This is a genomic window from Streptomyces sp. CB02056 (genome assembly GCF_001905545.1).
Lineage (GTDB): Bacteria > Actinomycetota > Actinomycetes > Streptomycetales > Streptomycetaceae > Kitasatospora.
Genome location: NZ_LIPD01000008.1, coordinates 236,093 through 262,052, shown reverse-complemented (window position 1 = coordinate 262,052; position 25,960 = coordinate 236,093). Strand labels below are relative to the sequence as shown.

At 70.8% G+C, this 25,960-nt stretch carries 22 protein-coding genes; 15 read left to right on the top strand and 7 right to left on the bottom strand.

Going from position 1 to position 25,960, the window contains the following annotated elements:
* Nucleotides 1–78: 78 nt before the first annotated feature.
* The 3 genes from AMK13_RS23480 to AMK13_RS23470 form a co-directional block, all read right to left on the bottom strand.
* Complete coding sequence (locus AMK13_RS23480) at nucleotides 79–1,350, bottom strand: DUF2786 domain-containing protein (protein ID WP_074003970.1); 1,272 nt, start codon at nucleotides 1,348–1,350, stop codon at nucleotides 79–81.
* A gap of 93 nt (nucleotides 1,351–1,443) precedes the next feature.
* Nucleotides 1,444–3,042, bottom strand: coding sequence for a hypothetical protein (locus tag AMK13_RS23475; RefSeq protein WP_074003969.1), 1,599 nt, complete (start codon nucleotides 3,040–3,042; stop codon nucleotides 1,444–1,446).
* An 11-nt stretch (nucleotides 3,043–3,053) separates the two neighbouring features.
* Nucleotides 3,054–3,875: an ABC transporter ATP-binding protein gene (locus AMK13_RS23470; protein ID WP_074003968.1), complete on the bottom strand. Its 822-nt coding sequence runs from the start codon at nucleotides 3,873–3,875 to the stop codon at nucleotides 3,054–3,056.
* A gap of 259 nt (nucleotides 3,876–4,134) precedes the next feature.
* Here AMK13_RS23470 and AMK13_RS23465 point away from each other — a divergent pair, with 259 nt between their 5' ends.
* The 9 genes from AMK13_RS23465 to AMK13_RS23425 all read left to right on the top strand — a co-directional run bounded on the left by AMK13_RS23465 (nucleotide 4,135) and on the right by AMK13_RS23425 (nucleotide 15,698).
* Nucleotides 4,135–4,689: a DUF1707 and DUF4190 domain-containing protein gene (locus AMK13_RS23465; protein ID WP_338016321.1), complete on the top strand. Its 555-nt coding sequence runs from the start codon at nucleotides 4,135–4,137 to the stop codon at nucleotides 4,687–4,689.
* Nucleotides 4,690–5,018: 329 nt separating this feature from the next.
* Nucleotides 5,019–6,638 carry a DUF2142 domain-containing protein gene (locus AMK13_RS23460; protein WP_074003967.1) on the top strand — a complete coding sequence of 540 codons (1,620 nt, stop codon included), beginning with the start codon at nucleotides 5,019–5,021 and terminating at the stop codon, nucleotides 6,636–6,638.
* 377 nt (nucleotides 6,639–7,015) lie between these two features.
* Nucleotides 7,016–7,387 (top strand): 30S ribosomal protein S12, encoded by a 372-nt coding sequence (rpsL, locus tag AMK13_RS23455; protein ID WP_014144289.1) that lies wholly within the window; start codon nucleotides 7,016–7,018, stop codon nucleotides 7,385–7,387.
* 2 nt (nucleotides 7,388–7,389) lie between these two features.
* Entirely contained in the window at nucleotides 7,390–7,860 is a 471-nt protein-coding gene (rpsG, locus tag AMK13_RS23450) for a 30S ribosomal protein S7 (RefSeq protein ID WP_030055803.1), read from the top strand.
* A 39-nt stretch (nucleotides 7,861–7,899) separates the two neighbouring features.
* Entirely contained in the window at nucleotides 7,900–10,005 is a 2,106-nt protein-coding gene (gene fusA, locus AMK13_RS23445) for an elongation factor G (RefSeq protein ID WP_049649030.1), read from the top strand.
* 200 nt (nucleotides 10,006–10,205) lie between these two features.
* A complete protein-coding gene (gene tuf / locus AMK13_RS23440; RefSeq protein WP_049649031.1) occupies nucleotides 10,206–11,399 on the top strand; it encodes an elongation factor Tu in 1,194 nt (397 codons plus the stop codon).
* A 287-nt stretch (nucleotides 11,400–11,686) separates the two neighbouring features.
* Nucleotides 11,687–12,703, top strand: coding sequence for a glycosyltransferase family 2 protein (locus tag AMK13_RS23435; protein ID WP_074003966.1), 1,017 nt, complete (start codon nucleotides 11,687–11,689; stop codon nucleotides 12,701–12,703).
* 94 nt (nucleotides 12,704–12,797) lie between these two features.
* Nucleotides 12,798–15,218 (top strand): hypothetical protein, encoded by a 2,421-nt coding sequence (locus AMK13_RS23430; protein WP_143204612.1) that lies wholly within the window; start codon nucleotides 12,798–12,800, stop codon nucleotides 15,216–15,218.
* Nucleotides 15,219–15,245: 27 nt separating this feature from the next.
* A complete protein-coding gene (locus AMK13_RS23425; RefSeq protein ID WP_074003964.1) occupies nucleotides 15,246–15,698 on the top strand; it encodes a GtrA family protein in 453 nt (150 codons plus the stop codon).
* 36 nt (nucleotides 15,699–15,734) lie between these two features.
* Here AMK13_RS23425 and AMK13_RS23420 read toward each other — a convergent pair whose 3' ends face one another.
* The 3 genes from AMK13_RS23420 to rfbA all read right to left on the bottom strand — a co-directional run bounded on the left by AMK13_RS23420 (nucleotide 15,735) and on the right by rfbA (nucleotide 18,630).
* Nucleotides 15,735–16,961 (bottom strand): acyltransferase family protein, encoded by a 1,227-nt coding sequence (locus AMK13_RS23420; protein ID WP_074003963.1) that lies wholly within the window; start codon nucleotides 16,959–16,961, stop codon nucleotides 15,735–15,737.
* Nucleotides 16,962–17,158: 197 nt separating this feature from the next.
* On the bottom strand, nucleotides 17,159–17,758 hold the full coding sequence (gene rfbC, locus AMK13_RS23415; RefSeq protein ID WP_049649033.1) for a dTDP-4-dehydrorhamnose 3,5-epimerase: 600 nt from the start codon (nucleotides 17,756–17,758) through the stop codon (nucleotides 17,159–17,161).
* The gene (gene rfbA, locus AMK13_RS23410) at nucleotides 17,755–18,630 is read right to left on the bottom strand and encodes a glucose-1-phosphate thymidylyltransferase RfbA (RefSeq protein WP_049649034.1); all 876 of its coding nucleotides are present in this window, start codon (nucleotides 18,628–18,630) and stop codon (nucleotides 17,755–17,757) included. Before rfbA ends, rfbC begins: the two co-directional genes overlap by 4 nt.
* 81 nt (nucleotides 18,631–18,711) lie before the next feature.
* Here rfbA and rfbB point away from each other — a divergent pair, with 81 nt between their 5' ends.
* The 6 genes from rfbB to AMK13_RS23380 all read left to right on the top strand — a co-directional run bounded on the left by rfbB (nucleotide 18,712) and on the right by AMK13_RS23380 (nucleotide 24,018).
* On the top strand, nucleotides 18,712–19,689 hold the full coding sequence (gene rfbB / locus AMK13_RS23405) for a dTDP-glucose 4,6-dehydratase (RefSeq protein ID WP_074003962.1): 978 nt from the start codon (nucleotides 18,712–18,714) through the stop codon (nucleotides 19,687–19,689).
* Complete coding sequence (gene rfbD, locus AMK13_RS23400; protein WP_074003961.1) at nucleotides 19,686–20,621, top strand: dTDP-4-dehydrorhamnose reductase; 936 nt, start codon at nucleotides 19,686–19,688, stop codon at nucleotides 20,619–20,621. Before rfbB ends, rfbD begins: the two co-directional genes overlap by 4 nt.
* 17 nt (nucleotides 20,622–20,638) lie before the next feature.
* Nucleotides 20,639–21,955 (top strand): lipopolysaccharide biosynthesis protein, encoded by a 1,317-nt coding sequence (locus tag AMK13_RS23395; RefSeq protein WP_198959421.1) that lies wholly within the window; start codon nucleotides 20,639–20,641, stop codon nucleotides 21,953–21,955.
* A gap of 68 nt (nucleotides 21,956–22,023) precedes the next feature.
* Complete coding sequence (locus tag AMK13_RS23390; RefSeq protein ID WP_049649036.1) at nucleotides 22,024–22,713, top strand: glycosyltransferase family 2 protein; 690 nt, start codon at nucleotides 22,024–22,026, stop codon at nucleotides 22,711–22,713.
* Entirely contained in the window at nucleotides 22,710–23,108 is a 399-nt protein-coding gene (locus AMK13_RS23385; protein WP_074003960.1) for a DUF2304 domain-containing protein, read from the top strand. The genes AMK13_RS23390 and AMK13_RS23385 overlap by 4 nt, the downstream gene beginning before the upstream one ends.
* Nucleotides 23,109–23,112: 4 nt before the next feature.
* Nucleotides 23,113–24,018 (top strand): glycosyltransferase family 2 protein, encoded by a 906-nt coding sequence (locus tag AMK13_RS23380; protein WP_198959420.1) that lies wholly within the window; start codon nucleotides 23,113–23,115, stop codon nucleotides 24,016–24,018.
* A gap of 83 nt (nucleotides 24,019–24,101) precedes the next feature.
* On the opposite strand, the gene AMK13_RS23375 is transcribed toward AMK13_RS23380, so the two are convergent.
* Nucleotides 24,102–25,853 carry a hypothetical protein gene (locus tag AMK13_RS23375; protein WP_074003959.1) on the bottom strand — a complete coding sequence of 584 codons (1,752 nt, stop codon included), beginning with the start codon at nucleotides 25,851–25,853 and terminating at the stop codon, nucleotides 24,102–24,104.
* Nucleotides 25,854–25,960: the final 107 nt, after the last annotated feature.

The following is a 25,960-nucleotide window of genomic DNA, read 5'->3' as shown; positions in this document are numbered from 1 at the left end:
TATCAGGTCCCCCGGGAGGCGGGGCGACTCCTGTGGATCTTGCGCGGGTCGGCCGGGGGACCGCCGGGGCGTGAGCGCCTACCGGCGGATCGCCCCGGCGCGCCCGTGCAGCGCGGCCCGGTCGGCGGCGGCGCGTCCGGCCGCCCAGCCCACGCCGTCGCTGACCCGCACCCGCTGCGAGACCAGCTTCGGGAACAGCCGGCCGATCTCCTGGTCCACCGCCTCGGAGCGGGCGGCGAGCGCGGGCAGCAGCCGCGCGTCGGGCAGCAGCTGCTCCTCGGTGCCGTCCTCGCGCAGGTGCCGTCCGGCCGCGGCGGCGCTGGTGGCGCGCTCGGTCGCGGCGGTCAGCCGCTCGCGGATCCGCGCCGCGTACGCGACCAGGAAGGACTGCCGGAACGCCTTGCTGCGCGAGTCCTTGCGGGAGCCCGCCTTGTTGAGCGCGTGGGTGGCCTGCACCAGCAGCGAGGTGTAGAGCAGCTCGACGCCGTCCAGGTCGCCGTCGAAGCCGACCACGGTGCAGAAGCCGAACTCCTTCGCCCACACCACCCGGCACCGGTTGGCCGCCGCGACCGCGTCCAGCAGCATCGTCTTGGGGCCCTCGTACGGGTTGTCCACCCCGATCCGCAGCGCCGCCGGGGTGTCGCGGTCGGCACCGGACGCGGCCAGCAGCGCGTCGTCGATGCTGTGCTGGGCCATCAGCTGCTGGGCCTTGGCGGTCAGCGCCTCGGCCTCCTCCGGGTACTCGGTGGACTCGGCCTTGGCCAGCAGCGCCCGGATCCGCGCCAGCATCCGCGGCTCGCCGCTCACCGGCCCCGCGTGCTGCGGCCGCACCGCCTGCCCGGGGGCGGGCCCCACCGGGGCGATCGGCGGCAGCCGGCCCCAGGTGCGCAGCAGCTCCAGGGCGGCGGTGGCGAGCGCGAAGCGGTCCAGCCGGTGCCGGTCGGCGAAGGCGCCGAGGTACTCGTCGTCGCCGGACCACCACACCTCGGCCTCCAGCTCGCGCAGCTGCTCCAGCCAGCGCCGGTCCAGGGCGGCCGCGGGGTGGCGGCGGCCCTCGGCGGCGATCAGGTCCACCGCGAGGGCCAGGTGGACGGGCTTCAGCTCGCGCCGCACCACCCGGGCCAGGTCGGCCGGCCGCCACCCGGCGGACCAGCAGCGGCCGACGGCCGTGTCCGCGTACCCGAGCAGCGCCCGGCCGACCTCCGGCCACTGCCCGGCCGAGGCGGCCAGCAGCGAGGCCCCGGTGTCCAGGGCGAGGTCCAGCGCCTCCTCCGGCGCCGTCACCACCGACCGCACCGCCTGCTCCAGCAGCGGTCCGGCGGTCCCGGCCTGCTGCGCGCGCTCGCCCACGGTGTGTCCCTGCTCTCCTCGACGGTGCCACGACGGCCCGGCTCCTCCTGCCCATGATGCCGGAGCGGCGGCGGGGACCGACGGGAGAGCGGTTCAGCGCTCGACGGCCTTGGCGAGGATCTCCGGGGTGCGGTCCAGCAGGCGGGCCGCCGCGAGGCGGACGCCGAGGGCCGCGACCAGGGCGCCGTACAGCGGGCCGACCAGCAGCACCGGCCAGCTCGGGCCGTCGGAGACCAGGGCCCAGGCGAGGTAGCCGCCGACCGGCAGCGCCAGCAGGGCGACGCCGAGCATCGAGCCGAACTGGTTGAGCAGGATCAGCCCGCCCTGGCCCGGGGCGGCGTTGCGCATCGGGTTGCTGTCGGCCGGCATGGTGTACGGCGCCAGGACGCTGAACATCGCGCCCAGCGCGATCCCGCAGCCGAGCAGCGTCAGCGCCAGGCCGAGCGCGGACGGCAGCTCGCTCCACCGGCCGGTGACGGCCGCCAGGACCAGCCCGAGCAGCAGCGTCACGGGGACGGCGTACGACAGCACCGCGTACGCCCGGCCGCGCAGCTCGGAGCGGGCGTCGGCCGGGGTGCGCAGGGTGGCGGCGACCATCCAGAACGCCGAGCCGTCCATACCGAACAGGTTGAGCATCTGCAGCCCGAGGAACACCCCGGTCATCGCCAGCAGGTAGACGCTCGCCCAGCCCTGGACCATCGACAGCACGCAGATCACCAGCGTCATCCCGATGCTGGTGAACAGCGCCGCCTTGGCCCGCGGCTCGCGCCAGGCGTACCGCAGGTGCCGCTGCATCACCGCGCCGGTCCGGCCCTGGGGCAGGAACCGCCAGCCGCGCGAGTCCTGCACCCCGCGGGCGACCTCCAGGGTGGAGGAGTCGGCGGTCACCATCAGCTCCTGCAGGCTCCGCCGCCACCAGCGCAGCAGCAGCGCCAGCAGCGCGGCGGCCGCGGCGAGCTGGAGCAGCGCCAGCCCGTACCGGCCCTCGCCGGCGGTGCGCGGCGCGTCCGCCGCGCTGATCGGCGGGATCCAGCGCAGCACGGAGGCGATCGGCTTGAGCGGGCTGAGGTCGATCGGCCCGCCCCGGCGGCCGAGGATGCTCTGCGAGCCGACGTTGGCGACCTGCACCAGGAGGGCGAAGGCCAGGCCGCCGAAGATCGCGAAGTCCTTGCCGCGCCGGCTGGAGAGCATCCGGGCGTTGCCCGCCGCGACCGCCCGGGAGAGCGTGACCAGGCAGAGCAGCGCGAGCGGCACGCTGAGCACCGCGACCGCGGCCGAGGCGCCGCCGGTCGCGCCGGCCAGCACCGCGGCGGTCACCAGCACCAGGCTGACCAGCGGCCCCGGTCCGATCAGCGCGGCCAGCAGGGTGCCGCGCAGCAGCGGGCCGGGGCGCAGCGGCAGCATGGTCAGCCGGGTCGGGTCGGCGCTCTCGTCGCTGGAGAAGAGGAACAGCGGCAGCGCGGCCCAGCTCAGGGTCAGCACGCCGAGCAGCACCACCCCGGCGTCCCCGGAGCCCGCGTAGCGCCCGTTCAGCGCGGTCATGGCGACGGCGACACCGGCCGCGAGGGCCAGGCCCGCGACGCCGCCGATCACGTAGACGGTGGTCCGGCCGGGGCTGCGCCGCAGCCCGTTGCGCAGCAGCCGCAGCTTGAGCGCCACCAGGGCACGGACCACCGTCCGCCCGTCGGGCACCGGGGCATTGTTCACAGGGTGCCCCCGGCCTGCCCGCCGCCGAGCCAGCCGAGCGCCTGCCCGTCGTCCTCGCGGACGCCGATCAGCTCCAGGAAGGCCTCGTGCAGGCTGCGCCCGCCCCGGACGGAGTCCAGCGGCCCCTGGGCTATCACCTGGCCGGCGTTGACCACCGCGACCCAGTCGCAGAGCTGCTCGACCAGTTCCATCACGTGGCTGGAGAAGATCACCGTGGAGCCGGCCGCGGCGTACCGCTTGAGCACGCCGCGGATGGTCTGGGCGGAGACCGGGTCGACGCCCTCGAAGGGCTCGTCCAGGAACAGCACGTCCGGGTTGTGCAGCAGCGCGGCGGCCAGGCCGATCTTCTTGCGCATGCCGGTGGAGTAGTCGGCGACCAGCTTGTCGGCGTCCCGGCCGAGGTCCAGGACGGCCAGCAGCTCCTCGGCCCGCCGGTCCACCTCGGCGCCGGGCAGGCCGCGCAGCCGCCCGGTGTACTGGAGCAGCTCGCGCCCGCTGAGCCGCTCGAACATCCGCAGGCCCTCGGGCAGGATGCCGATCCGGGCCTTGACCGTGACCGGGTCCGCCCACACGTCGGCGCCGTGCACCAGGACGGTGCCCTGGTCGGGCCGGAGCAGCCCGGTGACCATCGACAGCGTGGTGGTCTTGCCGGCACCGTTCGGCCCGACCAGGCCGATGAACGCCCCGGCCGGCAGCTCCAGGCTCAGCCCGGCCACCGCGGCCTGGGGGCCGAAGTGCTTCCAGAGCCCCTGGATGCTGACGGCGGACGGGGTTCCCGGCCCGGAGAGGTCGGGGGACGGCGGCGCTGACGCCTGCATGGCGGCCTTCTCTGCTCGTGGTGGTGGACGTCGTCGTGGTGCGGGTCTCTCCGGGCTCAGCCTGTCATTGCTCGAACAGCCTGTCGCCCGAGTTGAGCATCCCCTGAGCGTGTCCGCCGAACGCGTGAGGAACGCCACGCGAAATCGTCTTCTCGGCGGCTACTGGGCCGATTTGGCAACTACTCAGTTCGGCCGTTCGTCCTGCACTATGAGGGAGCAGTGACGTGCGCGGGGGTACCGCGCTACCGGGAGGTGGCGGATGTCCGTACAACCATGGGGCGAGCCCGGTTCCGGCTATCCGCCCGGCAAGCTGCCGGCGGGTGGCTGGCAGCCGGCGCCCGCGCCCGCGGTGGCGTCGCAGGCCGCGATGCGGGCGGGCCACGCGGACCGGGACCGCACGCTGGACGTGCTCAAGGCCGCGTTCGCCGAGGGGCGGCTCACCGTCCAGGAGTACGAGCAGCGCCACGAGGCGGTGGCCGCCGCGCAGACCTACGGCCAGCTGGCCGTGCTGGTGGCCGACCTGCCCTCGGGGCCGATGACGGCGCCGCCGCCCACCGCGGCCACGCCCGTTCCGGCCACCTTCATGCCGGTCCCGCCGCCGCCCCAGGCCCGCCAGACCAACGTGCTCGCCGTGGTCTCCCTGGTGGCCGGCCTGGTCGGCCTCTCCGCCCCCGCCGTGGTCACCGGCCACATCGCCCGCGCGGAGATCCGCCGCCGCAACATGGACGGCGACTGGGCGGCCGTCCTCGGCCTGGTCATCGGCTACCTGGGCTGCGCGTTCTGGACCTTGATGATCCTCATCGGCCTCGCCTGAGGCCGGTCCGGTCCGGTGGCCCCGCGGCGGCCCGTGTCCGGCCTGCTGGTCGGAGGTCCGGGCGGTACGCTCTGGACCTTGGTGATCCCGCTGGGTACCGTCTGAACCTGTTGGGTACCGTCCCTCGTCGCCGGTGGACCGCACCGGGCCCGCCGGGCTCGGAGACCGCCATCGGGAGGGTGCCATTAGTCCCTCAGGGCTCGGTTCGGTACGGTCTTCTCGTCCATGGCTGACCGTTGCCTGTTACATCTCGTCGATGCGAGCACCCACCACGCCCGGCCATGGTGCCGCACGCCGAGTTCGGACCGACCCCAAAGGCCCATTTCCAGATGATGATCACTGCCGTCAAGAGCATCGCCGAGCGGCTTGCGACCTCGCCCCGGCGGCTGTGGGCGGTCGCGTTCGCGATCCTGTTCGCGCTGAGCGCGTCCTGGTCGCTGGCGACTCCGATCGGCGGTTCGCCGGACGAACCCGCGCACCTCATCCGGGCCGGCGCGGTCGCCCGCGGCCAGGTCAACGGCGAGGAGGTCATGACCCCGCACACGGTCGGCGGGATCAAAAGCTACTGGGCCGAGAGCGGGGTGGTGCTCCCGCGGATCTACGAGGACGTGGCGGAGACCCACTCCTGCTACGCCTTCAAGCCCTGGCAGTCGGCCGACTGCGCACCCGCGCTCAAGCAGCGCTCCGGGACGGCCGAGGTGACCACGTCGGCGGGCCGCTACCACCCGGCGTACTACTTCGCCGTCGGCTGGCCCAGCCTGCTGCTCCCCGGCAAGACGGCCTTCTACCTGATGCGCCTGATCTCGGCCGCGATCTGCGCCGCCCTGGTGGCGAGTGCGGTGGTCTCGGCGGCGGAGTGGCGTCGGCGTTCCCTCGGCATCCTCGGAGTGGTGGCGGCCGCCACCCCGATGTCGCTGTTCATGTTCGGTGTGGTCAACCCGAGCGGCCCGGAGATCGCCGCGGGCATCCTGGTCTGGAGCGCCGCCGTGGCGCTGCTGATGAACCCGGACCCACAGCTCCTGAGCCGCCGCGTCGCCCGGCTCGGCATCGGTGCGACCGTGCTGATCAGCATCCGGCCGTTGGGCGTGATCTGGTGCAGCGGGGCGGTCTTCTTCGCCCTGCTGCTGCTCGGGCGCCGGGACGTGCTGGGTTCGATCCTGCGCCATCGGGCGACCTGGGTCTGGGGCGCTCTGACCGCGGTCTCGGCCGGCGTGGCCCTCGTCTGGTCCTCGACCCACCCGGACCACTCGGTCATCAACGCCCCGAGCGGCTTCACTCCGCTGTCCGCGGCCCGTCAGACCTTCGACAACGGTCTGCTGTACATGAAGCAGATGATCGGCTACTTCGGCTGGCTGGACGCCGAACCCCCGGCCGTGACGCTGCTGCTGTGGTGCGGCGTGGCGGTCCTCCTGTCGCTGCTCGCGCTCTGCTACGCGCGGCTCAGGGACTCCCTGGCCGTCCTGGGGATCCTGGCCGGGATAGTGGTCATACCGCTGGTGGCCCAGGCCATGCAGGCGCAGAAGGTCGGCATGATCTGGCAGGGCCGCTACCTGCTGCCGTTCGCCGTCGGGCTGCCGATCGTGTGCGCCGCGATCTGCCACGAGCGGCTGCCGCAGGGCGGTTTCGCCTGGCGTCGGCTGATGGTGCTCTGCTCCGCCGCGCTGGCCCTGGCCGACTTCGCGGCGTTCGTCTGGGCGCTGCGCCGCATGGCGGTCGGTACCGGCGGGTCGTTCTTCATCAGCCCGGCCCACTGGGCGCCGCCGTTCGTGGGCTGGCAGCCCTGCGTGCTGCTGTACGGGGTGGCCGTGGCGGCGCTGGGGCTGCTCGTCGCCCTGTCGGACCGGAAGGAGACCGACCAGCAGCAGGGCGAGGTGTCGTCGGCCGGGACGTCCGGGGACGGCGCCGACGACGGGAGTGCCCCGCTCGCCGCCGTCCGCGCGGAGGCGTAGGGTTTCGCCGTGCGGGGGGTTCTCGGCCGTGGTATGGGTGCCGCCCTCGTCGTTTCCCGTCCCGTTTCGAGGGCCGGCCCCGCGACCTGCGGCGTTGCATTTGTTTTGACCGAGCCCGATGCGCTAGGTACGCTCTGACCTTGTGCCTGGGGTGTCCCCGGGTCCTTGTGCGTGCATGCACACCGGTCGCCGCGCCGAGCCGGAGCGCTTCCCAGCGTCCCGCGCGTAGAGCGCCGTCGCTGTACAGCAGCCATGGGATTCCGTGTCGTAACAAGCCCAACACACCCGACCGCGTGGGTCGACCACGGGGCCGTGTGTGAGGGGAGACACCGCAGGTTAGTTCCACCAAGCCTTGGCACACAGAAAACGGAGAAACGGTGCCTACGATCCAGCAGCTGGTCCGAAAGGGCCGGCAGGACAAGGTCGAGAAGAACAAGACTCCCGCGCTGAAGGGTTCCCCGCAGCGCCGTGGGGTCTGCACGCGTGTGTACACGACCACCCCGAAGAAGCCGAACTCGGCTCTCCGCAAGGTCGCCCGTGTGCGCCTCACCAGCGGGATCGAGGTCACCGCTTACATCCCGGGCGAGGGCCACAACCTGCAGGAGCACTCCATCGTGCTGGTGCGCGGTGGTCGTGTGAAGGACCTTCCTGGTGTCCGCTACAAGATCATCCGCGGTTCGCTTGACACCCAGGGTGTCAAGAACCGCAAGCAGGCTCGCAGCCGCTACGGCGCCAAGAAGGAGAAGTAAGAATGCCTCGTAAGGGCCCCGCCCCGAAGCGCCCGGTCATCATCGACCCGGTTTACGGCTCCCCGGTCGTCACCCAGCTGGTCAACAAGATCCTGCTGCACGGCAAGCGTTCCACCGCTGAGCGGATCGTCTACGGCGCCCTCGAGGGCGTCCGTGAGAAGACCGGCTCGGACCCCGTCGTGACGCTGAAGCGCGCGCTGGAGAACGTCAAGCCGGCCCTCGAGGTCAAGTCCCGCCGTGTCGGTGGCGCGACCTACCAGGTTCCGGTCGAGGTCCGTCCGGGCCGCGCCAGCACCCTGGCGCTGCGCTGGATGGTCGGGTACTCCCGCGCCCGTCGCGAGAAGACCATGACCGAGCGCCTGATGAACGAGATCCTCGACGCCAGCAACGGCCTGGGCGCTTCCGTGAAGCGTCGCGAGGACACCCACAAGATGGCCGAGTCCAACAAGGCCTTCGCGCACTACCGCTGGTAGTCCGTACCCCGTCACTAGACAGAGAGAGAACGAGCCACAATGGCTGCAACCTCCCTTGACCTCGCCAAGGTCCGCAACATCGGGATCATGGCGCACATCGACGCGGGCAAGACCACCACCACCGAGCGGATCCTGTTCTACACCGGTGTGTCGTACAAGATCGGTGAGGTCCACGATGGCGCTGCCACCATGGACTGGATGGAGCAGGAGCAGGAGCGCGGCATCACGATCACGTCGGCCGCGACGACCTGTCACTGGACGGTCGACGACGCCGACCACACCATCAACATCATCGACACCCCGGGTCACGTCGACTTCACCGTCGAGGTGGAGCGTTCGCTGCGCGTCCTCGACGGTGCCGTGACGGTGTTCGACGGTGTCGCCGGTGTCGAGCCCCAGTCCGAGACCGTGTGGCGGCAGGCTGACCGCTACGGCGTCCCGCGCATCTGCTTCATCAACAAGCTGGACCGCACGGGCGCGAACTTCTTCTTCTGCGTCAAGACCATCGTGGACCGCCTCGGCGCCACCCCGCTGGTCATGCAGCTCCCGATCGGTGCCGAGTCGGACTTCCAGGGCGTTGTCGACCTGGTCCGCATGAAGGCGCTGGTCTGGTCCGCCGAGGCCGCCAAGGGCGAGATGTACGACATCGTCGACATCCCGGCCGAGCTGCAGGAGCAGGCCGACGAGTACCGCGAGGCGCTCATCGACACGGTCTCGAACGTCAGCGACGAGATCATGGAGCTCGCCCTCGAGGGCGAGGAGATCCCGGTCGAGCTGCTGCAGGCCGCGATCCGCAAGGGCACCCTGAACTCGGACTTCACCCCGATCTTCTGCGGTACCGCCTTCAAGAACAAGGGCGTTCAGCCCCTGCTCGACGCGGTCGTCAAGTACCTGCCGTCCCCGCTGGACATCGAGTCCATCGAGGGCACCAAGCCGGGCGACGACAGCGTCAAGATCTCCCGCAAGGCCTCGGACGACGAGCCGCTCGCCGCGCTCGCGTTCAAGATCATGTCGGACCCGCACCTCGGCAAGCTCACCTTCGTCCGGGTCTACTCGGGCCGCCTGGAGTCCGGCACCTCGGTGCTGAACGCCGTCAAGGGCAAGAAGGAGCGCATCGGCAAGATCTACCGCATGCACGCGAACAAGCGTGAGGAGATCGACTCGGTGGGCGCCGGCGACATCATCGCCGTCATGGGCCTGAAGCAGACCACCACCGGTGAGACGCTGTCCGACGAGAAGAACCCGGTCATCCTGGAGTCCATGGACTTCCCGGCCCCGGTCATCCGCGTCGCGATCGAGCCCAAGTCCAAGGGTGACCAGGAGAAGCTGGGTGTTGCCATCCAGCGTCTCGCCGAGGAGGACCCGTCCTTCCAGGTCAACACGGACGAGGAGACCGGCCAGACCATCATCGCGGGTATGGGCGAGCTGCACCTCGAGGTGCTGGTCGACCGTATGCGCCGTGAGTTCAAGGTCGAGGCCAACGTCGGCAAGCCGCAGGTCGCGTACCGCGAGACCATCCGCCAGGCGGTCGAGCGCATCGACTACACCCACAAGAAGCAGACCGGTGGTTCCGGTCAGTTCGCCAAGGTGCAGATCGCGATCGAGCCGCTCGAGCAGGCCGAGGGCTACGAGTTCGTCAACAAGGTCACCGGTGGCCGCGTTCCGCGGGAGTACATCCCCTCGGTCGACGCCGGTTGCCAGGAGGCCATGGAGTTCGGCATCCTCGCCGGCTACCCGCTGCAGGGTGTCCGCGTGAGCCTGCTGGACGGCCAGTCGCACGACGTCGACTCCTCCGAGCTCGCGTTCAAGATCGCCGGTTCGATGGCCTTCAAGGAAGGCGCGAGGAAGGCCAAGCCGGTCCTCCTCGAGCCGATGATGGCCGTCGAGGTCACCACGCCCGAGGACTACATGGGCGACGTGATCGGCGACATCAACTCTCGCCGTGGCCAGATCCGGTCCATGGACGAGCGTCACGGTGCCCGCGTCGTCACGGCGCTGGTGCCCCTCTCCGAGATGTTCGGCTACGTCGGTGACCTGCGCAGCAAGACCTCTGGTCGCGCGAGCTACTCGATGCAGTTCGACTCGTACGCCGAGGTTCCGAAGAACGTGGCGGACGACATCATCGCCAAGGCCAAGGGCGAGTGACGTCCCGATAATCGGGACGATTACGAAGCCTTAGGCTATTCGGAGGCGTCTCGGGAGGATCCGGTCGGATCCTCCCGGGAGCCTCCGGCCCCCCCACCAGCGGGACGGCACGGGATGTCCTCCGGGCAACCCGCACCAAAACCGATCAAAGACCAACTGGCGTCAGCACGGCGTACAGGAACTGTCCTCAGGAGGACTCAGTGGCGAAGGCGAAGTTCGAGCGGACGAAGCCCCACGTCAACATCGGCACCATCGGTCACATCGACCACGGCAAGACCACGCTGACCGCGGCCATCACCAAGGTGCTGCACGACGCGTACCCGGACCTGAACCCCTTCACGCCGTTCGACCAGATCGACAAGGCCCCGGAGGAGCGTCAGCGCGGTATCACCATCTCGATCGCGCACGTCGAGTACCAGACCGAGGACCGTCACTACGCGCACGTTGACTGCCCGGGTCACGCCGACTACATCAAGAACATGATCACCGGTGCCGCCCAGATGGACGGCGCCATCCTGGTGGTCGCCGCCACCGACGGCCCGATGCCGCAGACCAAGGAGCACGTCCTCCTGGCCCGCCAGGTCGGCGTTCCGTACATCGTTGTCGCCCTGAACAAGGCCGACATGGTGGACGACGAGGAGATCCTGGAGCTCGTCGAGCTCGAGGTCCGTGAGCTGCTCTCCGAGTACGAGTTCCCGGGCGACGACCTGCCGGTCGTCCGCGTCTCCGCGCTGAAGGCCCTCGAGGGCGACGCCGAGTGGGGCCAGAAGCTCCTCGGCCTGATGAAGGCTGTCGACGAGAGCATCCCGACCCCGGCCCGCGCCGTGGACCAGCCGTTCCTGATGCCGATCGAGGACGTCTTCACGATCACCGGTCGTGGCACCGTCGTCACCGGTCGCATCGAGCGCGGCATCCTCAAGGTCAACGAGACTGTCGACATCATCGGCATCAAGGAGACCAAGACCACCACCACGGTCACCGGCATCGAGATGTTCCGCAAGCTGCTCGACGAGGGCCAGGCCGGTGAGAACGTCGGTCTGCTGCTCCGTGGCATCAAGCGCGAGGACGTCGAGCGCGGCCAGGTCATCATCAAGCCGGGTTCGGTCACGCCGCACACCGACTTCGAGGCCCAGTCGTACATCCTGTCGAAGGACGAGGGTGGCCGTCACACCCCCTTCTTCAACAACTACCGCCCGCAGTTCTACTTCCGTACCACGGACGTGACCGGCGTCGTGACCCTCCCCGAGGGCACCGAGATGGTCATGCCGGGCGACAACACCGCCATGACGGTCGCGCTGATCCAGCCGATCGCCATGGAGGAGGGCCTGAAGTTCGCCATCCGTGAGGGTGGCCGCACCGTCGGCGCCGGCCAGGTCACCAAGATCATCAAGTAATTGACGATCTGACCTGCCTGCCTCGTACAGGCTCGTCCGAAGGGCCCCGCGCACCCCGGGTGCGCGGGGCCCTTCGGCGTGTCGGGATATCGAATCGACGGCGATCAGGTAACAGGTCCGTTGAGAGTGCCCTTGGAATGGACTGCTATCCTGCCGCTCATTGGCTCTCCCCCGCCGGCGTCCGCGATGCTCCGGGTGCGGAGGGGGAAGGATTCCGGCCGGTGGGTCGACCCGGCGGTCCATGCCGCCCAACCGCTTTCGGATCACATGGGGACAGGCGAAGAAGGATGCTCAACGCAGTGGAGCAGGGAGTCGGGCGGACCGGGGAACCGGCGCCGCTGTTGTCGGTCGTCATGCCGATCTACAACGAGCAGGAGGCGCTGCCGCTGACCGTGCGGCGCCTGCGCCCGATCCTCGACGGCCTGGGAATCACGTATGAAGTGGTCGGCATCGACGACGGGAGCACGGACGCCACCCCGGCGCTGATGCAGAAGATCCACCAGGACTGGCCGGAGTTCCGGATCGTCCGCTTCGCCCGCAACTCCGGGCACCAGGCCGCGCTCACCGCCGGCATCCACCGTGCCTTCGGCGACTACGTCGTCTCCATCGACGCCGACCTCCAGGACCCGCCGGAGAAGATCCCCGAGATGCTCTCGCTCGCGCGGGAGCGGGACCTCGACATCGTCTACGGCGTGCGCGGCGACCGCGGCACCGACACGATCTTCAAGCGCCGCACCGCCGGCGCCTACTACTGGCTGATGCGCAAGCTCGTCGGCAAGAAGATGCCCAACCAGGCCGGTGACTTCCGGCTGCTCAGCCGCGCGGCGGTGGACGCTCTCAAGGCGATGCCCGAGCACCAGCCGGTCTACCGGCTGCTGGTGCCGTGGCTCGGCTTCCCGAGTGGCGAGGTCGTCTACGTGCGCGAGGAGCGGGTCGCCGGCTCGACCCACTACCCGCTGTCCAAGATGGTCCGCCTCGCCGTCGACAGCGTCACCAACTTCTCCGCGAGCCCGCTGCGGCTCGCCACCTGGCTCGGCCTGCTGAGCTTCGTGCTCTGCTTCGCCCTCGGCGTCTACACCGTGGTCGCGTACGCGCTCGACAAGACCGTCCCCGGCTGGTCCTCGCTGTTCATCGGCATGCTGTTCCTCGGCGCCGTGCAGCTCTTCTGCATGGGCCTCCTGGGCGAGTACGTCGGCCGCATCTACTCGGCGGCACAGGCCAGGCCGGCCTACTTCGTCGGCTATGACTCGGCGGAGGGGACCGACCCCGCGACAGCTCGTCGCAGCGCCTCCTACACGGGCTGACCGGAGTCGTTCCGACGCCGGTCGACGGACCGCCGCCGGCCTCCACCGGGCTGCCGTGCTGCGAGCTGTGAGCTCGGACGAGAGAACGGACACCATGCATACGAACAGCACCGCGACCGGAGCAGTGCCGGCCACCGGAGGACGCCCGGGTATTCCGGCGCCGTCCGGCGGGCGGCCCGGCGGCACGGCGGACGGGAGAACCGGGGCCCACGCCCTCTGGCGGTTCCTCCCTGCGGTCTGCGCGTACCTGCTCCTGGTGGGGCTGCTGTTGGCCGCGGACACCAGGGTCGGTGACATCGCCCGGTACACCTTCTACGCGGGCTGGGGCGTGGTGCTTCCGGGCACCCTGGTCTTCCGGGCCCTGCGCAGGCGTCCGCACACCCTGCTGGAGGACCTCGTCTTCGGCGCGGTGACCGGGCTGGTGCTGGAGCTGGCGGCGTGGGCGGTCCTCGTCCGCGCGGGCCTCCAGTCGGTGGCCGTCGGGTGGCCGCTCGCCGTGGTCGTCCCGTTCCTGCTCGTCCCGCGCCTGCGCCGGCACTGGCGCCCCAGCGGGTACCGGCGGCTGTCCCTCGGCTGTTCCTGGTCGATGGCCGGGCTGGTGGGCCTGACCAGCCTGTACTACTACCTGGTCTTCCTGTCGAAGTTCCCGGTCCTGGCGACGGACGAGAAGTCACGGCTGTTCGGCGACATGCCGTACATGCTGTCGCTGGCGGCCAACGCCAAGCAGCACGTGCCGCTGACCTTGCCGCAGGTGGCGGGGGAGCCGCTCCACTACCACTGGTTCACGTTCGCGCACATGGCGATGACCGACATGGTCGGCCACATCGACCTGCCGGTGGTCGAGACCAGGCTGCTCGTCCCCGCGTTCGCCGCGCTCGGTGCGCTGATCACGGCGGTGGTGGCCCAGCGGATCACCGGTCGGGCGTGGGCCGGCCCGCTCGCCGCGCTGCTGCTCTTCGCGGTCGGCGAGTTCACCGCGGTCTACCCGAACACCGTGATGAGCTGGACCTTCGGTGCGCCGGCCGTCCGGTTGATGTCCTGGTCGAGCATGTCGCTGACGTACAGTCAGCCGCTGCTGATCGCGCTGATCGGCGTGGTCGCCGACGGGCTCCGCAGGGTCGGCGGCCCGGGCGACGCCGACGGGCCGCCCCGGGCACCGGAGTTCGGGTGGGGAGTCTTCGTCCTGGCGGCGATGTTCGCGACCGCCTCCAGTGCGGCCAAGGCGAGCACCCTCCCGGTGGCACTCGCGGGTCTGGCCGTCGCCGGCCTGGCGGTCCTGATCAGGACCCGGCGCATCCCCTGGAGGGTTGTCGGGCTGGGCGCGGCCATCGCGGGCGCCCAGCTCTTCGCGACGGCGGTGATCTTCGACTTCGAGAGCTACGGCCTGGAGGTCATCCCCTTCGGCAACATCCAGAAGTACTGGGCCGAACCCGTGGAGGGCCGGCCGGTGCTGCTGCAGAGCGGTCTGGTCGCGGCCGTCCTGATCGCCTTCTTCCTGAACCACCAGATCAAGCTCCTCGGCGCGGTGCCGCTGCTGTGGCGGCGCCGCCTCCGGCTCGACGCGGTGCAGTGGTTCCTGCTCGGCGCGGTGGTCGCCGGACCGGCGGCCTACCTGGTGGTCAACGGTTACAACGCCAGCTACTTCACCATCTCCGCGATGCCCTTCGGGGCGGTGCTGTCCGCCTGGGGGTACTGCGAGGCCTTCGAACGGGCCACGCTGCCCAAGGCAGCGAAGGCCGCCCTGGCCGTCGGCGCGGTGGCCCTGACCGGACTGTTCACCTGGCTCTCGTACCGGTTCTCGGCGGACTGGGAGACCTTCCTGCGCGAGCACACCGGGGACGGCACCGGCACCGAGCCGTACACGCCGCTGCTGCCGGCGCTGAGCGTGGCGGCCGCGTTCGCGGTGCTGGCGGTCCTCCTGGGGCTGCTCTGGCGCCTGCTCTCCAGGGCGGCGGGCGGTCTGCGGCGCCGGGGCGGGGTCGTCCTGCTCACTGCCGGACTGACGCTCGGCACCCCGGGCCTCGCCCTCGATGCCATTCAGGCCCACGAGACCCTGTGGGACGGCAGCTGGGTGATGCCGGCGAGCCAGGTGAACGCCGCGCGCTGGATCCGCTCGCACAGCGCGCCCTCGGACATCCTGGCGACGAACAGCCACTGCTGGCAGTACGAGGACTACGCGGACGGCCTGCCGTGCGCCAACTACCGTTCGCACTGGCTCAGCGGCTACTCGGAGCGCTCGGTCCTCATCGAGGGCTGGGCGTACGCGCCGAGGCTGATGGCCAGCGCGAACGGGGCGTCGGCCTCCGGCTCGCCGTTCTGGGACACCGAGCTGTTCCAGCTCAACGAGGCCGCGTTCTACGCGCCGACGCCGGACGTCCTGAACCGGCTGCACCGCGATCACAAGGTCCGCTACCTCGTGGTCCAGCGGAAGGCCGGCGCCGAGTCACCGCAGCTCAAGGACCTCGCCAAGCCGGTGTTCGACAACGGCCGGGTGGCCGTCTACGAGCTCTCCTGACCCGACGAACGAAGCAGTGGGCAATCCATGGTCTCCACCGACAACGCGCCGGCACCGGCCCCCGACGGCCGGGCGGCCGCGACGGCCGGCACCGCCAAGCGGCAGCTGCCGTCGTTCCTGGTCATCGGCGTGCTCAGCACGCTCTTCTACCTGGGCCTGTACGTGGTGGCCCGCCAGGTCGTCGACCAGCAGGCGGCGAACCTGATCGCCCTGGCGGTGAGCGCGGTCGCCAACACCGCGGCCAACCGGCGCTTCACCTTCGGCATCACCGGCTCGGAGGGCGCGGTGCGCCACCAGCTCCAGGGCGCCGTCGCCTTCCTGATCGGCCTGGGCCTGAGCAGCGGCGCACTCGCGCTGCTGGCCCTGCTCGCGCCGCACGCCTCGCGGGTGGTCGAGGTCGCGGGCCTGGTCGTGGCCAACGGCCTCGCGACGGTGGCCCGGTTCGTCCTCCTCAAGGTGTGGGTCTTCAGGACCCGCTGAGGGCGAACCGGGCCACCGGGGCCTGGCGTCGTGCGGTCAGGGCGCGGGGACCGCAGACCTGGCGGGTTCCCCGGCCTGCTCGGCCGACACCGGGACGACGACCGTGCGGGCCCGGCGTTCGGCCAGCGCGCGCACCGGCCGCGGCGTCCAGTCCTTCGCCTTCAACGCGGGCTTCTCGACCAGGTACCAGGAGAGCGCGGCGAGGACGACCGTCCCGCCGAGGGACAGCGGGAGGTAGACCTTCATGCCGTGGGTGTTGCCCCCGAGCGCGGCGACGGCCTGCTCGACGGTGAAGCCGTACACGTAGATGCCGTACGAGAAGTCCCGCTTGACGCCGATCCGTTGGAACGGCCGGGGCAGCCGGACCGCCAGCCAGAAGAGCAGGTACGCGAAGGCCGGGTAGCCGAACGCGAACAGCCCGCCGTAGCGCAGGCTGGCGACGAGCACGACGACCGACAGCAGCGCGAGCCCGGCGTTGATCGGGATCCGCTCCTTGTACAGCTGCACCGTGGCGCCGAGCAGGAAGACGAACGCCAGGTAGACGAAGTACTGGGTGTAGACCTGGCCGAAGACCGGCACGTGGATGTAGAAGCCCATGCTGTGCGGGTTGTTGACGAAGCCGGGAGTCGTCCGCCAGTCCTCGAAGATCAGGATCCAGCCGACCAGGGTCAGCAGCGGCACCGTCTTCTTCGCGCGCAGCAGCACGCCGCCGGCGGCCAGCAGGCCCATCATGACGTAGCAGAGCATCTCGTAGTCGAGCGACCAGAGGGAGCCGTTGATTCCGGGGTCGTGGTTGGTGCCGGCCTTCATGCCGTCGTCGATCACGTTCGAGATGTCGAACCCGGTGGAGAGCGAGGCGTTCCAGGCACCCGCCAGGTAGTTCAGCGGCCCGTGCGGGTGCGACCAGTAGCCGGTGAGCGAGTGGTGGGTCCGGTAGTACAGGGCGGGCGCCACCAGCAGGACGCAGACCAGGAGCGAGGCCCAGAGCCCGGGCAGGATGCGCAGGGCGCGGTGCCAGGAGTACCGGCCGATCGTGCTGCGCAGGGCGCTGCCGGTGATCATGAACCCGGAGAGCGCGAAGAAGCCGACCACCGCGAGCCGGCCGAGGTCTATCTGGCCACCGCTGAAGTGGGAGAGCGGAGCGGGCCGGCCGAATCCGAGCGGGTAGGCGTGGGAGTAGACGACGAGCACCGCCAGGGCCGTGCGGATCGCGCCGAAGCTGTTCTGGCGGCCGGACAGGCTGCCTCCTCCACCCCCTCCCATCAGCCACGCGAAGCGTCGGGTGCCGACGCCCCCGCGTATGCCGTGTGAGGGTCCCGCTTGGTGGGTCATGGTCGTCCGATCCGGCCGGCTGGGGAGCGGCCTGGGAAGGGGCCTGGGAGGGGGCAGGAGGGGCAGGAGGGATGACTGAGGGGACGTGAGCGCTCGCGCGCGCGTCCCCTCAGCCGGACCGGCAGTCGCTACTGCTGCTTCAGCGAGTCCGTGTAGGCCTTGCAGGCCTGGTAGTCCGGCAGCAGGCCGGTGGCGAGCGCCTCCGCGAGGGTGGGCGCGACCGCGTCACGGGCGGAGAGCTGCGGGGCGTCGGTCGGCCACTCGATGCCGAGGTCCGGGTCCAGCGGGTGCACGCCGTGCTCGCCGGTCGGGTTGTACGTCGCCGAGCAGAGGTAGGTCAGCGTGGCGTCGTCGCTCAGGGCGCAGAAGCCGTGGCCGAGGCCCTCCGGGATGTAGACGGCCGTGCGCTCGGTGTCGTCCAGCCGGACGAACTCCCACTTGCCGAAGGACGGCGAGCCGACCCGCAGGTCGACGATGACGTCCAGCACCGCGCCGCGGGTGCAGGCCACGTACTTGGCCTGGCCGGGCGGGACGTCGGCGAAGTGGATGCCGCGGACGACGTCCTTGGCGGACAGCGACAGGTTGGCCTGGGCCAGGTCCAGCGGGTGGCCGACGACCTCGGCGAGGAGGTCGAAGCGGTACCACTCGGTGAAGTGGCCACGGGCGTCGCCGTGCACCTGCGGGGTGATCTCGAAGGCGCCCTCGATGGAGAGCTCGCGGAACTTCACTTGGCGGCCGCCTCGTCGAGCAGGTCCACCAGGTACTGGCCGTAGCCGCTCTTCAGCAGCGGCTCGGCGAGCTCGCGCAGCTGGGCGTCGTCGATCAGCCCGGCCCGCCAGACGGCCTCCTCGATGCAGCCGATCTTGAAGCCCTGGCGCTCCTCGATGACCCGGACGAACTCCGAGGCCTGGACCATCGACACGAACGTGCCGGTGTCCAGCCAGGCGGTGCCACGGTCGAGGGTCGTCACGTGCAGGTCGCCGGTGCGCAGGTAGGCGTCGTTGACGGCGGTGATCTCCAGCTCGCCGCGGGCGCTCGGCTCCAGGGTGCGGGCGATCTCGACGACCCGGTTGTCGTAGAAGTACAGGCCGGGGACGGCGTAGCGGGACTTGGGCTCGGTCGGCTTCTCCTCGATGGAGATGACCTGGCCGCTCTCGTCGAACTCGACCACGCCGTACGCGGTCGGGTCGGCCACGGGGTAGGCGAAGACCCGGCCGCCCTTGATGTCGGAGTGCTCGGTGAGCGAGGTGCCCAGGCCGGTGCCGTGGAAGATGTTGTCGCCGAGGATCAGGGCCACCGGCTCGTCGCCGATGAAGTCCGCGCCGAGCACGAAGGCCTGGGCGATGCCCTCGGGCTTCTCCTGGACGGCGTACTGGAGCTTCAGGCCGAACTGGGAACCGTCGCCCAGCAGCCGTTCGAACTGGTCCCGGTCGTTCGGGGTGGTGATGATCAGGATCTCGCTTATCCCGGCCATCACGAGGGTCGAGAGGGGGTAGTAGATCATCGGCTTGTCGAAGACCGGGAGGAGCTGCTTCGACACCGCACGGGTCAGGGGCCACAGCCGCGAGCCGGTGCCGCCGGCCAGGAGGATTCCACGCATGGGAGCACCCTATTCGAGATCGCCCGACGCGGGAGGGGCCGGGTCGGGAGGGTGTTCGGGCGGCGGTAGACTACGCGCATTATGCGCATCCTCGTGACCGGCGGCGCCGGGTTCATCGGTTCGGAGTTCGTCCGTCAGCTCCTCGGGGCTGACGAGAACGCCCGGATCACGGTCTTTGACAAGCTCACCTACTCGGGCGTCCTGGAGAACCTCGCCCCGGTGGCCGACCACAAGGGCTACACCTTCGTCCAGGGCGACATCTGCGACACGGACGCCGTCGACCAGGTCATGCCGGGCCACGACGTGGTGGTGCACTTCGCCGCCGAGTCCCACGTGGACCGCTCGATCGCCGGTGCGGGCCCGTTCGTGCTGACCAACGTCGTCGGCACCCAGGTCCTGCTCGACGCCGCGCGCAAGCACGGCGTCGGCCGCTTCGTGCACATCTCCACCGACGAGGTGTACGGCTCGATCAGCGAGGGCTCCTGGACCGAGACCTGGCCGCTGGAGCCGAACTCCCCGTACTCGGCCTCCAAGGCCTCCTCCGACCTGCTGGCGCTGGCGTACCACCGCACCCACGGCATGGACGTCGTGGTGACCCGCTGCTCCAACAACTACGGGCACTACCAGTTCCCGGAGAAGGTCATCCCGCTGTTCACCACCAACCTGATCGACGGCAAGAAGGTGCCGCTGTACGGCGACGGTGGCAACGTCCGCGACTGGCTGCACGTCTCCGACCACTGCCGGGGCATCGAGCTGGTCATGCGCGGCGGCCGCGCGGGTGAGGTCTACAACATCGGCGGCGGCACCGAGGCCACCAACAAGGAGCTGACCGGCCTGCTGCTGGAGGCCGCCGGCGCGGGTTGGGACATGGTCGAGCACGTCGAGGACCGCAAGGGCCACGACCTCCGCTACTCGATCGACATCAGCAAGATCCGTGAGGAGCTCGGCTACGAGCCGCAGGTCCGCTTCGAGGACGGCCTCGCCGCGACCATCGCGTGGTACCGCGAGAACCGCGCCTGGTGGGAGCCGCTGAAGCAGAAGGCGGCCCTGGCCAAGTGACCGCGAACGCCGCCGCGCCCGTGCGCTGGCTGGTCACCGGCGCGGCCGGGATGCTCGGGCAGGACCTGCTCTCGGTGCTGGGCGCCGACGGGACCGCCGAGATCACCGCGCTGCGCCGGGCGGACCTCGACATCACCGACCCGGCGGCCGTCCAGGCCGCCGTCGAGGGCCACGACATCGTGGTCAACTGCGCCGCGTGGACGAACGTCGACGCCGCGGAGGCCGAGGAGGACGCCGCCACCGCCGTCAACGGCACCGGTGTGCGCCACCTGGCCGAGGCCTGCGCCAAGAGCGGCGCGCGGCTGCTGCACGTCTCCACCGACTACGTCCTGCCGGGCGACGCCACCGAGCCCTGCCCGGAGGACGCCCCGACCGCGCCGGTGAACGCGTACGGCCGCGGCAAGCTGGTGGGGGAGCGGGCGGTCGCCGAACTGCTCCCCGAGCACGGCTACGTCGTGCGCACCGCCTGGCTGTACGGCGAGCACGGCCCGAACTTCGTGGCCACCATGCTCAAGCTCGCCGCCCAGCGCGACACCCTGGACGTGGTGGACGACCAGCACGGCCAGCCGACCTGGTCGTACGCGCTGGCCGGCCGCCTGGTCGAGCTCGGCCGGGCCGCGCTCGCCGGGCAGGCCCCGGCCGGGGTCTACCACGGCACCGCGAGCGGCCGGACCACCTGGTGCGGACTGGCCCGCGAGACCTACGCGCTGAGCGGGCTGGACCCGGAGCGGATCCGCCCGACCACGTCGGAGGCCTTCGTCCGCCCGGCCGCCCGCCCCGCCTTCAGCGTGCTGGCCCACGACCGCTGGGCCGCCGCCGGGCTGGCGCCGCTGCCCGAGTGGCGGACCATGCTGGCCGAGGCCCTGGCCACGCCCGTCTTCGCCGAACTGGCCGCCACGGCCCGGACCACGGAGAGCGACAGACCTCAGTGAAGAACGCACTGACGAAGGTGGCTGCCGCGCTACCGCCGGGAACCCTGGCGGTGGCCGGCGGCACCGTCGTACTGGGTGCCGCCTCCTACATCCACCTCGGAGTGGCGGGCCACAGCCTGTCGGTCGACGACATGGCGAACGTCTCGCTGCTGTGGACGATCGTGATGTCGGTCGGCATCGGCGTCTTCTTCCCGATCGAGCAGGAGCTCACCCGGATCGTCTCGGCGCGCGCGGCGCTCGGCCACGGCGCCGCGCCGGTGCTGCGCCGGGCGACCCTGCTCACCGGCGGGATCCTCGCGGCGACCCTGGTCGCCCTCGGCGCCGCCTCCGGCCCGATCGCCCGGTCGATGTTCCACGGCGACCGCTCGCTGGTGCTGGCGCTCGGCGGGGCCTTCACCGGCATGGCCGTCTGCTACCTCACCCGCGGCGTGCTGGCCGGCCTCGGCCGCTTCGGCGCGTACGGCACCCAGCTCGGCCTGGACGGCGGCCTGCGGATCGGCCTGGCCTTCGCCTTCGCCGTGGCCGGTGTGCACTCGGCGCTCGCGTTCAGCCTGATCCTGGCCGTCGCGCCGATCATCGCCACGATCGTCACGCTGCCGCCGCTGCTGCGCGCGGTGAAGCCCGGCGAGCAGGTCGGCTGGTCCGAACTCTGCTCCGGGCTCGGCCTGCTGATCTGCTCGACGCTGCTCTCCCAGGTCGTGGTGAACGCGGCCGTGGTGAGCACCAAACTGCTCGCGCCCTCCGACTCCGCGCTGATCGCCGCCCTGCTCAACGCGCTGGTGCTGGCCCGGGTGCCGCTGTTCGTCTTCGGCTCGCTCCAGGCCTCGCTGCTGAACGGCCTCTCCGCCGCGATCGCGGTCGGGGACCGGGCCGCCTTCACCGGGATGCTCAAGAAGATCGGCGCCGTGGTCGGCGGACTCGGCGTGCTCGGCGGCATCCCGGCGGTCGCCCTCGGCCCCTGGCTGATCCAGGTGCTGTTCGGCGCAAAGCCGGTGCTCGGCTGCCTCGACTTCTTCTGGATGTCCGCCGGAACCGTGGCGTACATGTTCGCGATGGTGCTCGGCCAGGCGCTGATGGTATTCAAGCGGCACAACCTTCAGCTGCTCTGCTGGGCGGTCGGCACGGCGGTCCTCGCCGCGATCACCTTCATGCCGGGCGACGTGTCCACCCGCGTGGTCGTTGCGTACACGGCGGGTTCCGTGGCCACCGTCCTCGGTATGCTGGCGGTCCTGAGGCAGAGTTTCGCCCGTTCGGCGACGAACTCCGCCGGCCTCGTCCAGCAGTCGGGGGACCCGAACGCCGCGGTGTTGAGCAGCCGGACGGCCGGTGACTGACCGTGTCCGCCCCTCATCTTCAGATCGCCGCGCAGCAGCGCGGGCCAGACCCCATTCATGGAGCCTCCGTGTCCCAGTACGACGATGTTTGGCTGGTGATCCCGGCCTACAACGAGGGCCAGGTGATCGCCGACGTTGTGGAGGGGGCGCGAAAGACGTTCCCGAACATCGTGGTCGTCGATGACGGCAGCGGCGACGACTCGGCCAAGCACATCATGGAGACGGGCGCGCACCTGGTGCGCCACCCGGTCAACCTCGGCCAGGGTGCCGCCCTCCAGACCGGCCTCGCCTACGCCCTGGCCCAGCCGGGCGCCAAGTACTTCGCCACCTTCGACGCGGACGGCCAGCACCAGACCGCCGACGTCGAGAAGATGGTCGCCCTGCTGCGGGAGGGCGACACGGACGTCGTCCTCGGCTCGCGCTTCATCGAGCAGAACGGGCAGGTGCCGTGGATCAAGCGGGTCGTCCTGCGCACCGCGGCGACCGTCAGCCCGACCGCTCGCAAGCTCAAGCTGACCGACGCCCACAACGGTCTGCGCGTGCTGAACCGCGAGGCCGCCGGCCGGCTGCGGATCACCATGAACGGCATGGCGCACGCGTCGGAGATCGTCAGCTTCCTCGCCGGCTCGGACCTCCGGGTCGCCGAACTCCCGGTGGACATCCTGTACACCGACTACTCACGCGCCAAGGGTCAGTCCCTGATCAACGGCGTCAACATCATCTTCGACATCTCGCTGCGGGAGCGTAGCCGCCGATGAAATTCTTCTGGATCCAGCTGGTTCTCATTCTCGGCTCGGTCACTCTCGCCTTCATGTTCATCCGGCGTTGGGACCGTGCCAACACCCGCGCCTGGAAGCGCATCGCGTTCTCGGTCTTCGTGCTCGTGAACATCTACGCGGTGCTGCGTCCCACCGACGTGACCTGGCTGGCCCACCAGCTCGGTGTCGGCCGCGGCACCGACCTGGTGCTGTACGGGATGGTGCTGGGGATGGGCTTCCTGACCCTGAACACCTTCCTGCGCTTCCGCTCGCTGGAGAAGAAGCTCACCGACCTGGCGCGGACCGTGGCGATCAACGAGGGCGCCCGTCTGAACGAGGAGCGCTTCGACCTGGACCTGCCGGTCTCGGCGCCGGTCGACCGCAGCAAGGCCTGATCCCGTGGCGACCTTCGAGTTCATGCTGCCGTACTACGGCGACGTGGCGCTGATGCAGGCCGCGGTGCGGAGCATCCTCGCGCAGACCGACCGGGACTTCCGGCTGACCGTCATAGACGACGGCAAGGAGCCGGACGTCCCGGGCTGGTTCGCCTCGCTCGGCGACGACCGGGTGAGCTACCTGCGCAACGAGCGGAACCTCGGCATCACCAAGAACTTCCAGAAGTGCGTGGAGCTGTCCACGGCCGACCACGTGGTCATCATGGGCTGCGACGACCTGCTGCACCCGCACTACCTGGAGACCGTCCGGGCGATCGTCAAGGACAACCCGGACCTGGGCATGGTGCAGCCGGGCGTCGAGGTCATCGACGGCAACGGCGAGGTCAGCCGCTCCGGCCTGGCGGACAACGTCAAGGAGAAGATCTACGCGCCGACCGTCAAGGGCCGGCGGCTGATGGGCGGCGAGGAGCTGGCCGCGAGCGTGCTGCGCGGCAACTGGCTCTACTTCCCGTCGATCTGCTGGCGGGGCGAGGCGCTGCGCGCGGTCAACTTCCGCGACGAGTACTCGGTGATCCAGGACCTGGCCCTGGTCGTCGACCTGCTGGAGCGCGGCGAGCAGATGCTGGTGGACAACACCACCGTCGTCTTCCAGTACCGGCGGCACGCCGTCAGCGAGTCCTCGGTGCAGGCCTTCTCCGGCACCCGGTTCACCGAGGCGGAGCGGTACTTCAACGCGGTGGCGGAGCGGATGGACGCCCGCGGCTGGCCGAAGGCCGCCCGTGCGGCCCGGTTCCGCAGCGCCTCGCGCCTGCACGCGCTGACCATGCTGCCGGGCGCCCTGAAGCGCGGCGAGCGGGCCGGCGCCAAGGTGCTGGTCCGCCACGCGCTGACCGGCGGCGACCGGCACTGACCGCTCGCACCCACTGGTACGGCACTGGGCCGGTAGTCCGAGTTCGGACTACCGGCCCAGTGCCGTTCGCGGTTCGGGGAGGGTCACTCGGGCAGGTCCGCGGAGAACCCGGGGAGCAGTTCGTCCTTGCGCGGGTACGGGTTGACCTTCGGGCAGATCAGCTTCCCGAGGTCGACCTTCGGGTCCGCCGGGTTGATGAGTCCCGGGGCGTCGACGCACTTGGGCGCGTAGCGTGAGCAGTGCCCCTTGGTGTCGGCGGTGGTCTGCGAGATCCAGGCCAGCATGCCGGCGCCCTCGTGCGGGTCGGGCATGTACTTGCTGGCGGTGGCGGAGCCGGCCATGCCGAAGAGCAGGCCCAGCGCGCAGAGGGCGCCGATGGCCACGCCGCGCTGGTTGAGGCGCAGCGGGAGACGGCGGCCGGTCTCCTCGGCCGTCTCGGGGGCCGAAGCGGCGCTCCGACGGCGGCGGGCGATCAGGTAGCAGGCCAGGCCGACGAGGACCAGCAGGCAGTAGAGCAGCTGCGCGCTGGTGCGCGGGTAGAGCATGACGGCCTGGTCGCGCTCCATGTGGGAGGCGTACCAGTAGCGCATCAGCAGGGCGCTCGCCGTGCAGGCGGCGGCGGTCAGGACGACGGCCCGGCCGATCCCGAGGGCCAGCGCCACGCCCAGGCCGACCAGCAGCAGGATCGTGAAGAGGCCGACCCCGCCGAGCTCGCCGGGGATCGGCCAGGTGCTCTGGCCGTCGGTGCCGGGGAGGTCGTCGCGCCACATCGCGAAGTAGGTCGGCTCGGTGTAGGTGTCGAAGTAGCAGTAGCGGTCGACCGTGCTCCCGGCGGACCCGAGCAGCCGGACCAGGTAGAGGGAGGAGACGGCCAGGAAGACCCCGGCGGCGGCGCCGATCGCGGTCAGGGCGTTGAGCAGGCCGGGGGTCCCGCCGGTGCGGCGGGCACGCAGCAGCAGCACCACGGTGAGGACCACCGCTCCGGCGGCGGACCACACGAACCAGCCGGAGTAGAGGTTGAACAGCAGTGCGATCCCGAGGCCGAGCACGGCGCCGCGGACGGCGACGGTGCGGCGCGGGAGCTCCGGGGCGCGCTGGAGGAGCTGCATCAGCTTCGCCAGCACGGGGAGGAAGGCGACGAGCACGAAGGTGGTGTACGGCTTGTACGGCTGCGCCATCGGCAGGGCGGCGGTGACGCCGATCCCGAGTGCCCAGAGCGGGGGCAGCAGCAGCCGCCAGGACAGGTAGGCGAGCGGGCCGAGCATCGCGACGAACAGCAGGTCGACGAGCTTGAGCGCGTAGCCGATCTGTCCGTGGGTGAGGTGTTCGGCGACGAAGGCGACGATGTGCGGGAACAACGGCGGGTAGGCGCCGTCGAGGGGCTTGCCGTCCATCAGGGCGCTGACCCAGGCCTGGAGGTTGCCGGAGTCCCCCGACTGGGCGTACAGAGGCCAGTTGGTGTCGCGCAGCGCGAGCGAGACGCCGGCCGCCAGGACGCCGGAGGACAGGCCCGCGACCGCGGCCGCGGCGAACCGGACCGGGACCTCCGCCCAGCGGCGCATCGCCGGCACCAGGACCAGGACGACGACGGCGAGCAGCAGCAGGAGCCGGAGCTGCAACGCGGCGAGGCCGCTGACCTGGCCGATCCGCGACATGGGGTTCAGCTCGATGGACGTTGCCAGGCCCGTCATGAGCAGGGCCGCCGCGACCGCGGTCAGGGCCTCCGCGGTCCAGAGGACGGCGGGGCCGCGCAGGGCGGCGGCCCGTCTTGTTCGCCTGGACGGTATGCCCTGTTGCATGCCCGGGGTGGAGGCGGGCTGCACGCTCGTCGTCACTGTTCGGTCCTTCTGCTCTTCCGCAGAGATTCGGTGCGGAGGCGGTGTGTGGTTTCGGTGCCGGACACCGAGATTCTGCCAGCCCCCCGGGCAGCGGATCAGCAGGG

Coding starts and splice junctions, on each gene's coding strand:
- AMK13_RS23470 (WP_074003968.1), bottom strand. CDS start 3,875: ATGCAGGCGTCAGCGCCGCCGTCCCCCGACCTCTCCGGGCCGGGAACC.
- AMK13_RS23465 (WP_338016321.1), top strand. CDS start 4,135: ATGTCCGTACAACCATGGGGCGAGCCCGGTTCCGGCTATCCGCCCGGC.
- AMK13_RS23460 (WP_074003967.1), top strand. CDS start 5,019: ATGATGATCACTGCCGTCAAGAGCATCGCCGAGCGGCTTGCGACCTCG.
- rpsG (WP_030055803.1), top strand. CDS start 7,390: ATGCCTCGTAAGGGCCCCGCCCCGAAGCGCCCGGTCATCATCGACCCG.
- fusA (WP_049649030.1), top strand. CDS start 7,900: ATGGCTGCAACCTCCCTTGACCTCGCCAAGGTCCGCAACATCGGGATC.
- AMK13_RS23435 (WP_074003966.1), top strand. CDS start 11,687: ATGCTCAACGCAGTGGAGCAGGGAGTCGGGCGGACCGGGGAACCGGCG.
- AMK13_RS23430 (WP_143204612.1), top strand. CDS start 12,798: ATGCATACGAACAGCACCGCGACCGGAGCAGTGCCGGCCACCGGAGGA.
- AMK13_RS23425 (WP_074003964.1), top strand. CDS start 15,246: ATGGTCTCCACCGACAACGCGCCGGCACCGGCCCCCGACGGCCGGGCG.
- AMK13_RS23420 (WP_074003963.1), bottom strand. CDS start 16,961: ATGGGAGGGGGTGGAGGAGGCAGCCTGTCCGGCCGCCAGAACAGCTTC.
- rfbA (WP_049649034.1), bottom strand. CDS start 18,630: ATGCGTGGAATCCTCCTGGCCGGCGGCACCGGCTCGCGGCTGTGGCCC.
- rfbB (WP_074003962.1), top strand. CDS start 18,712: ATGCGCATCCTCGTGACCGGCGGCGCCGGGTTCATCGGTTCGGAGTTC.
- AMK13_RS23385 (WP_074003960.1), top strand. CDS start 22,710: ATGAAATTCTTCTGGATCCAGCTGGTTCTCATTCTCGGCTCGGTCACT.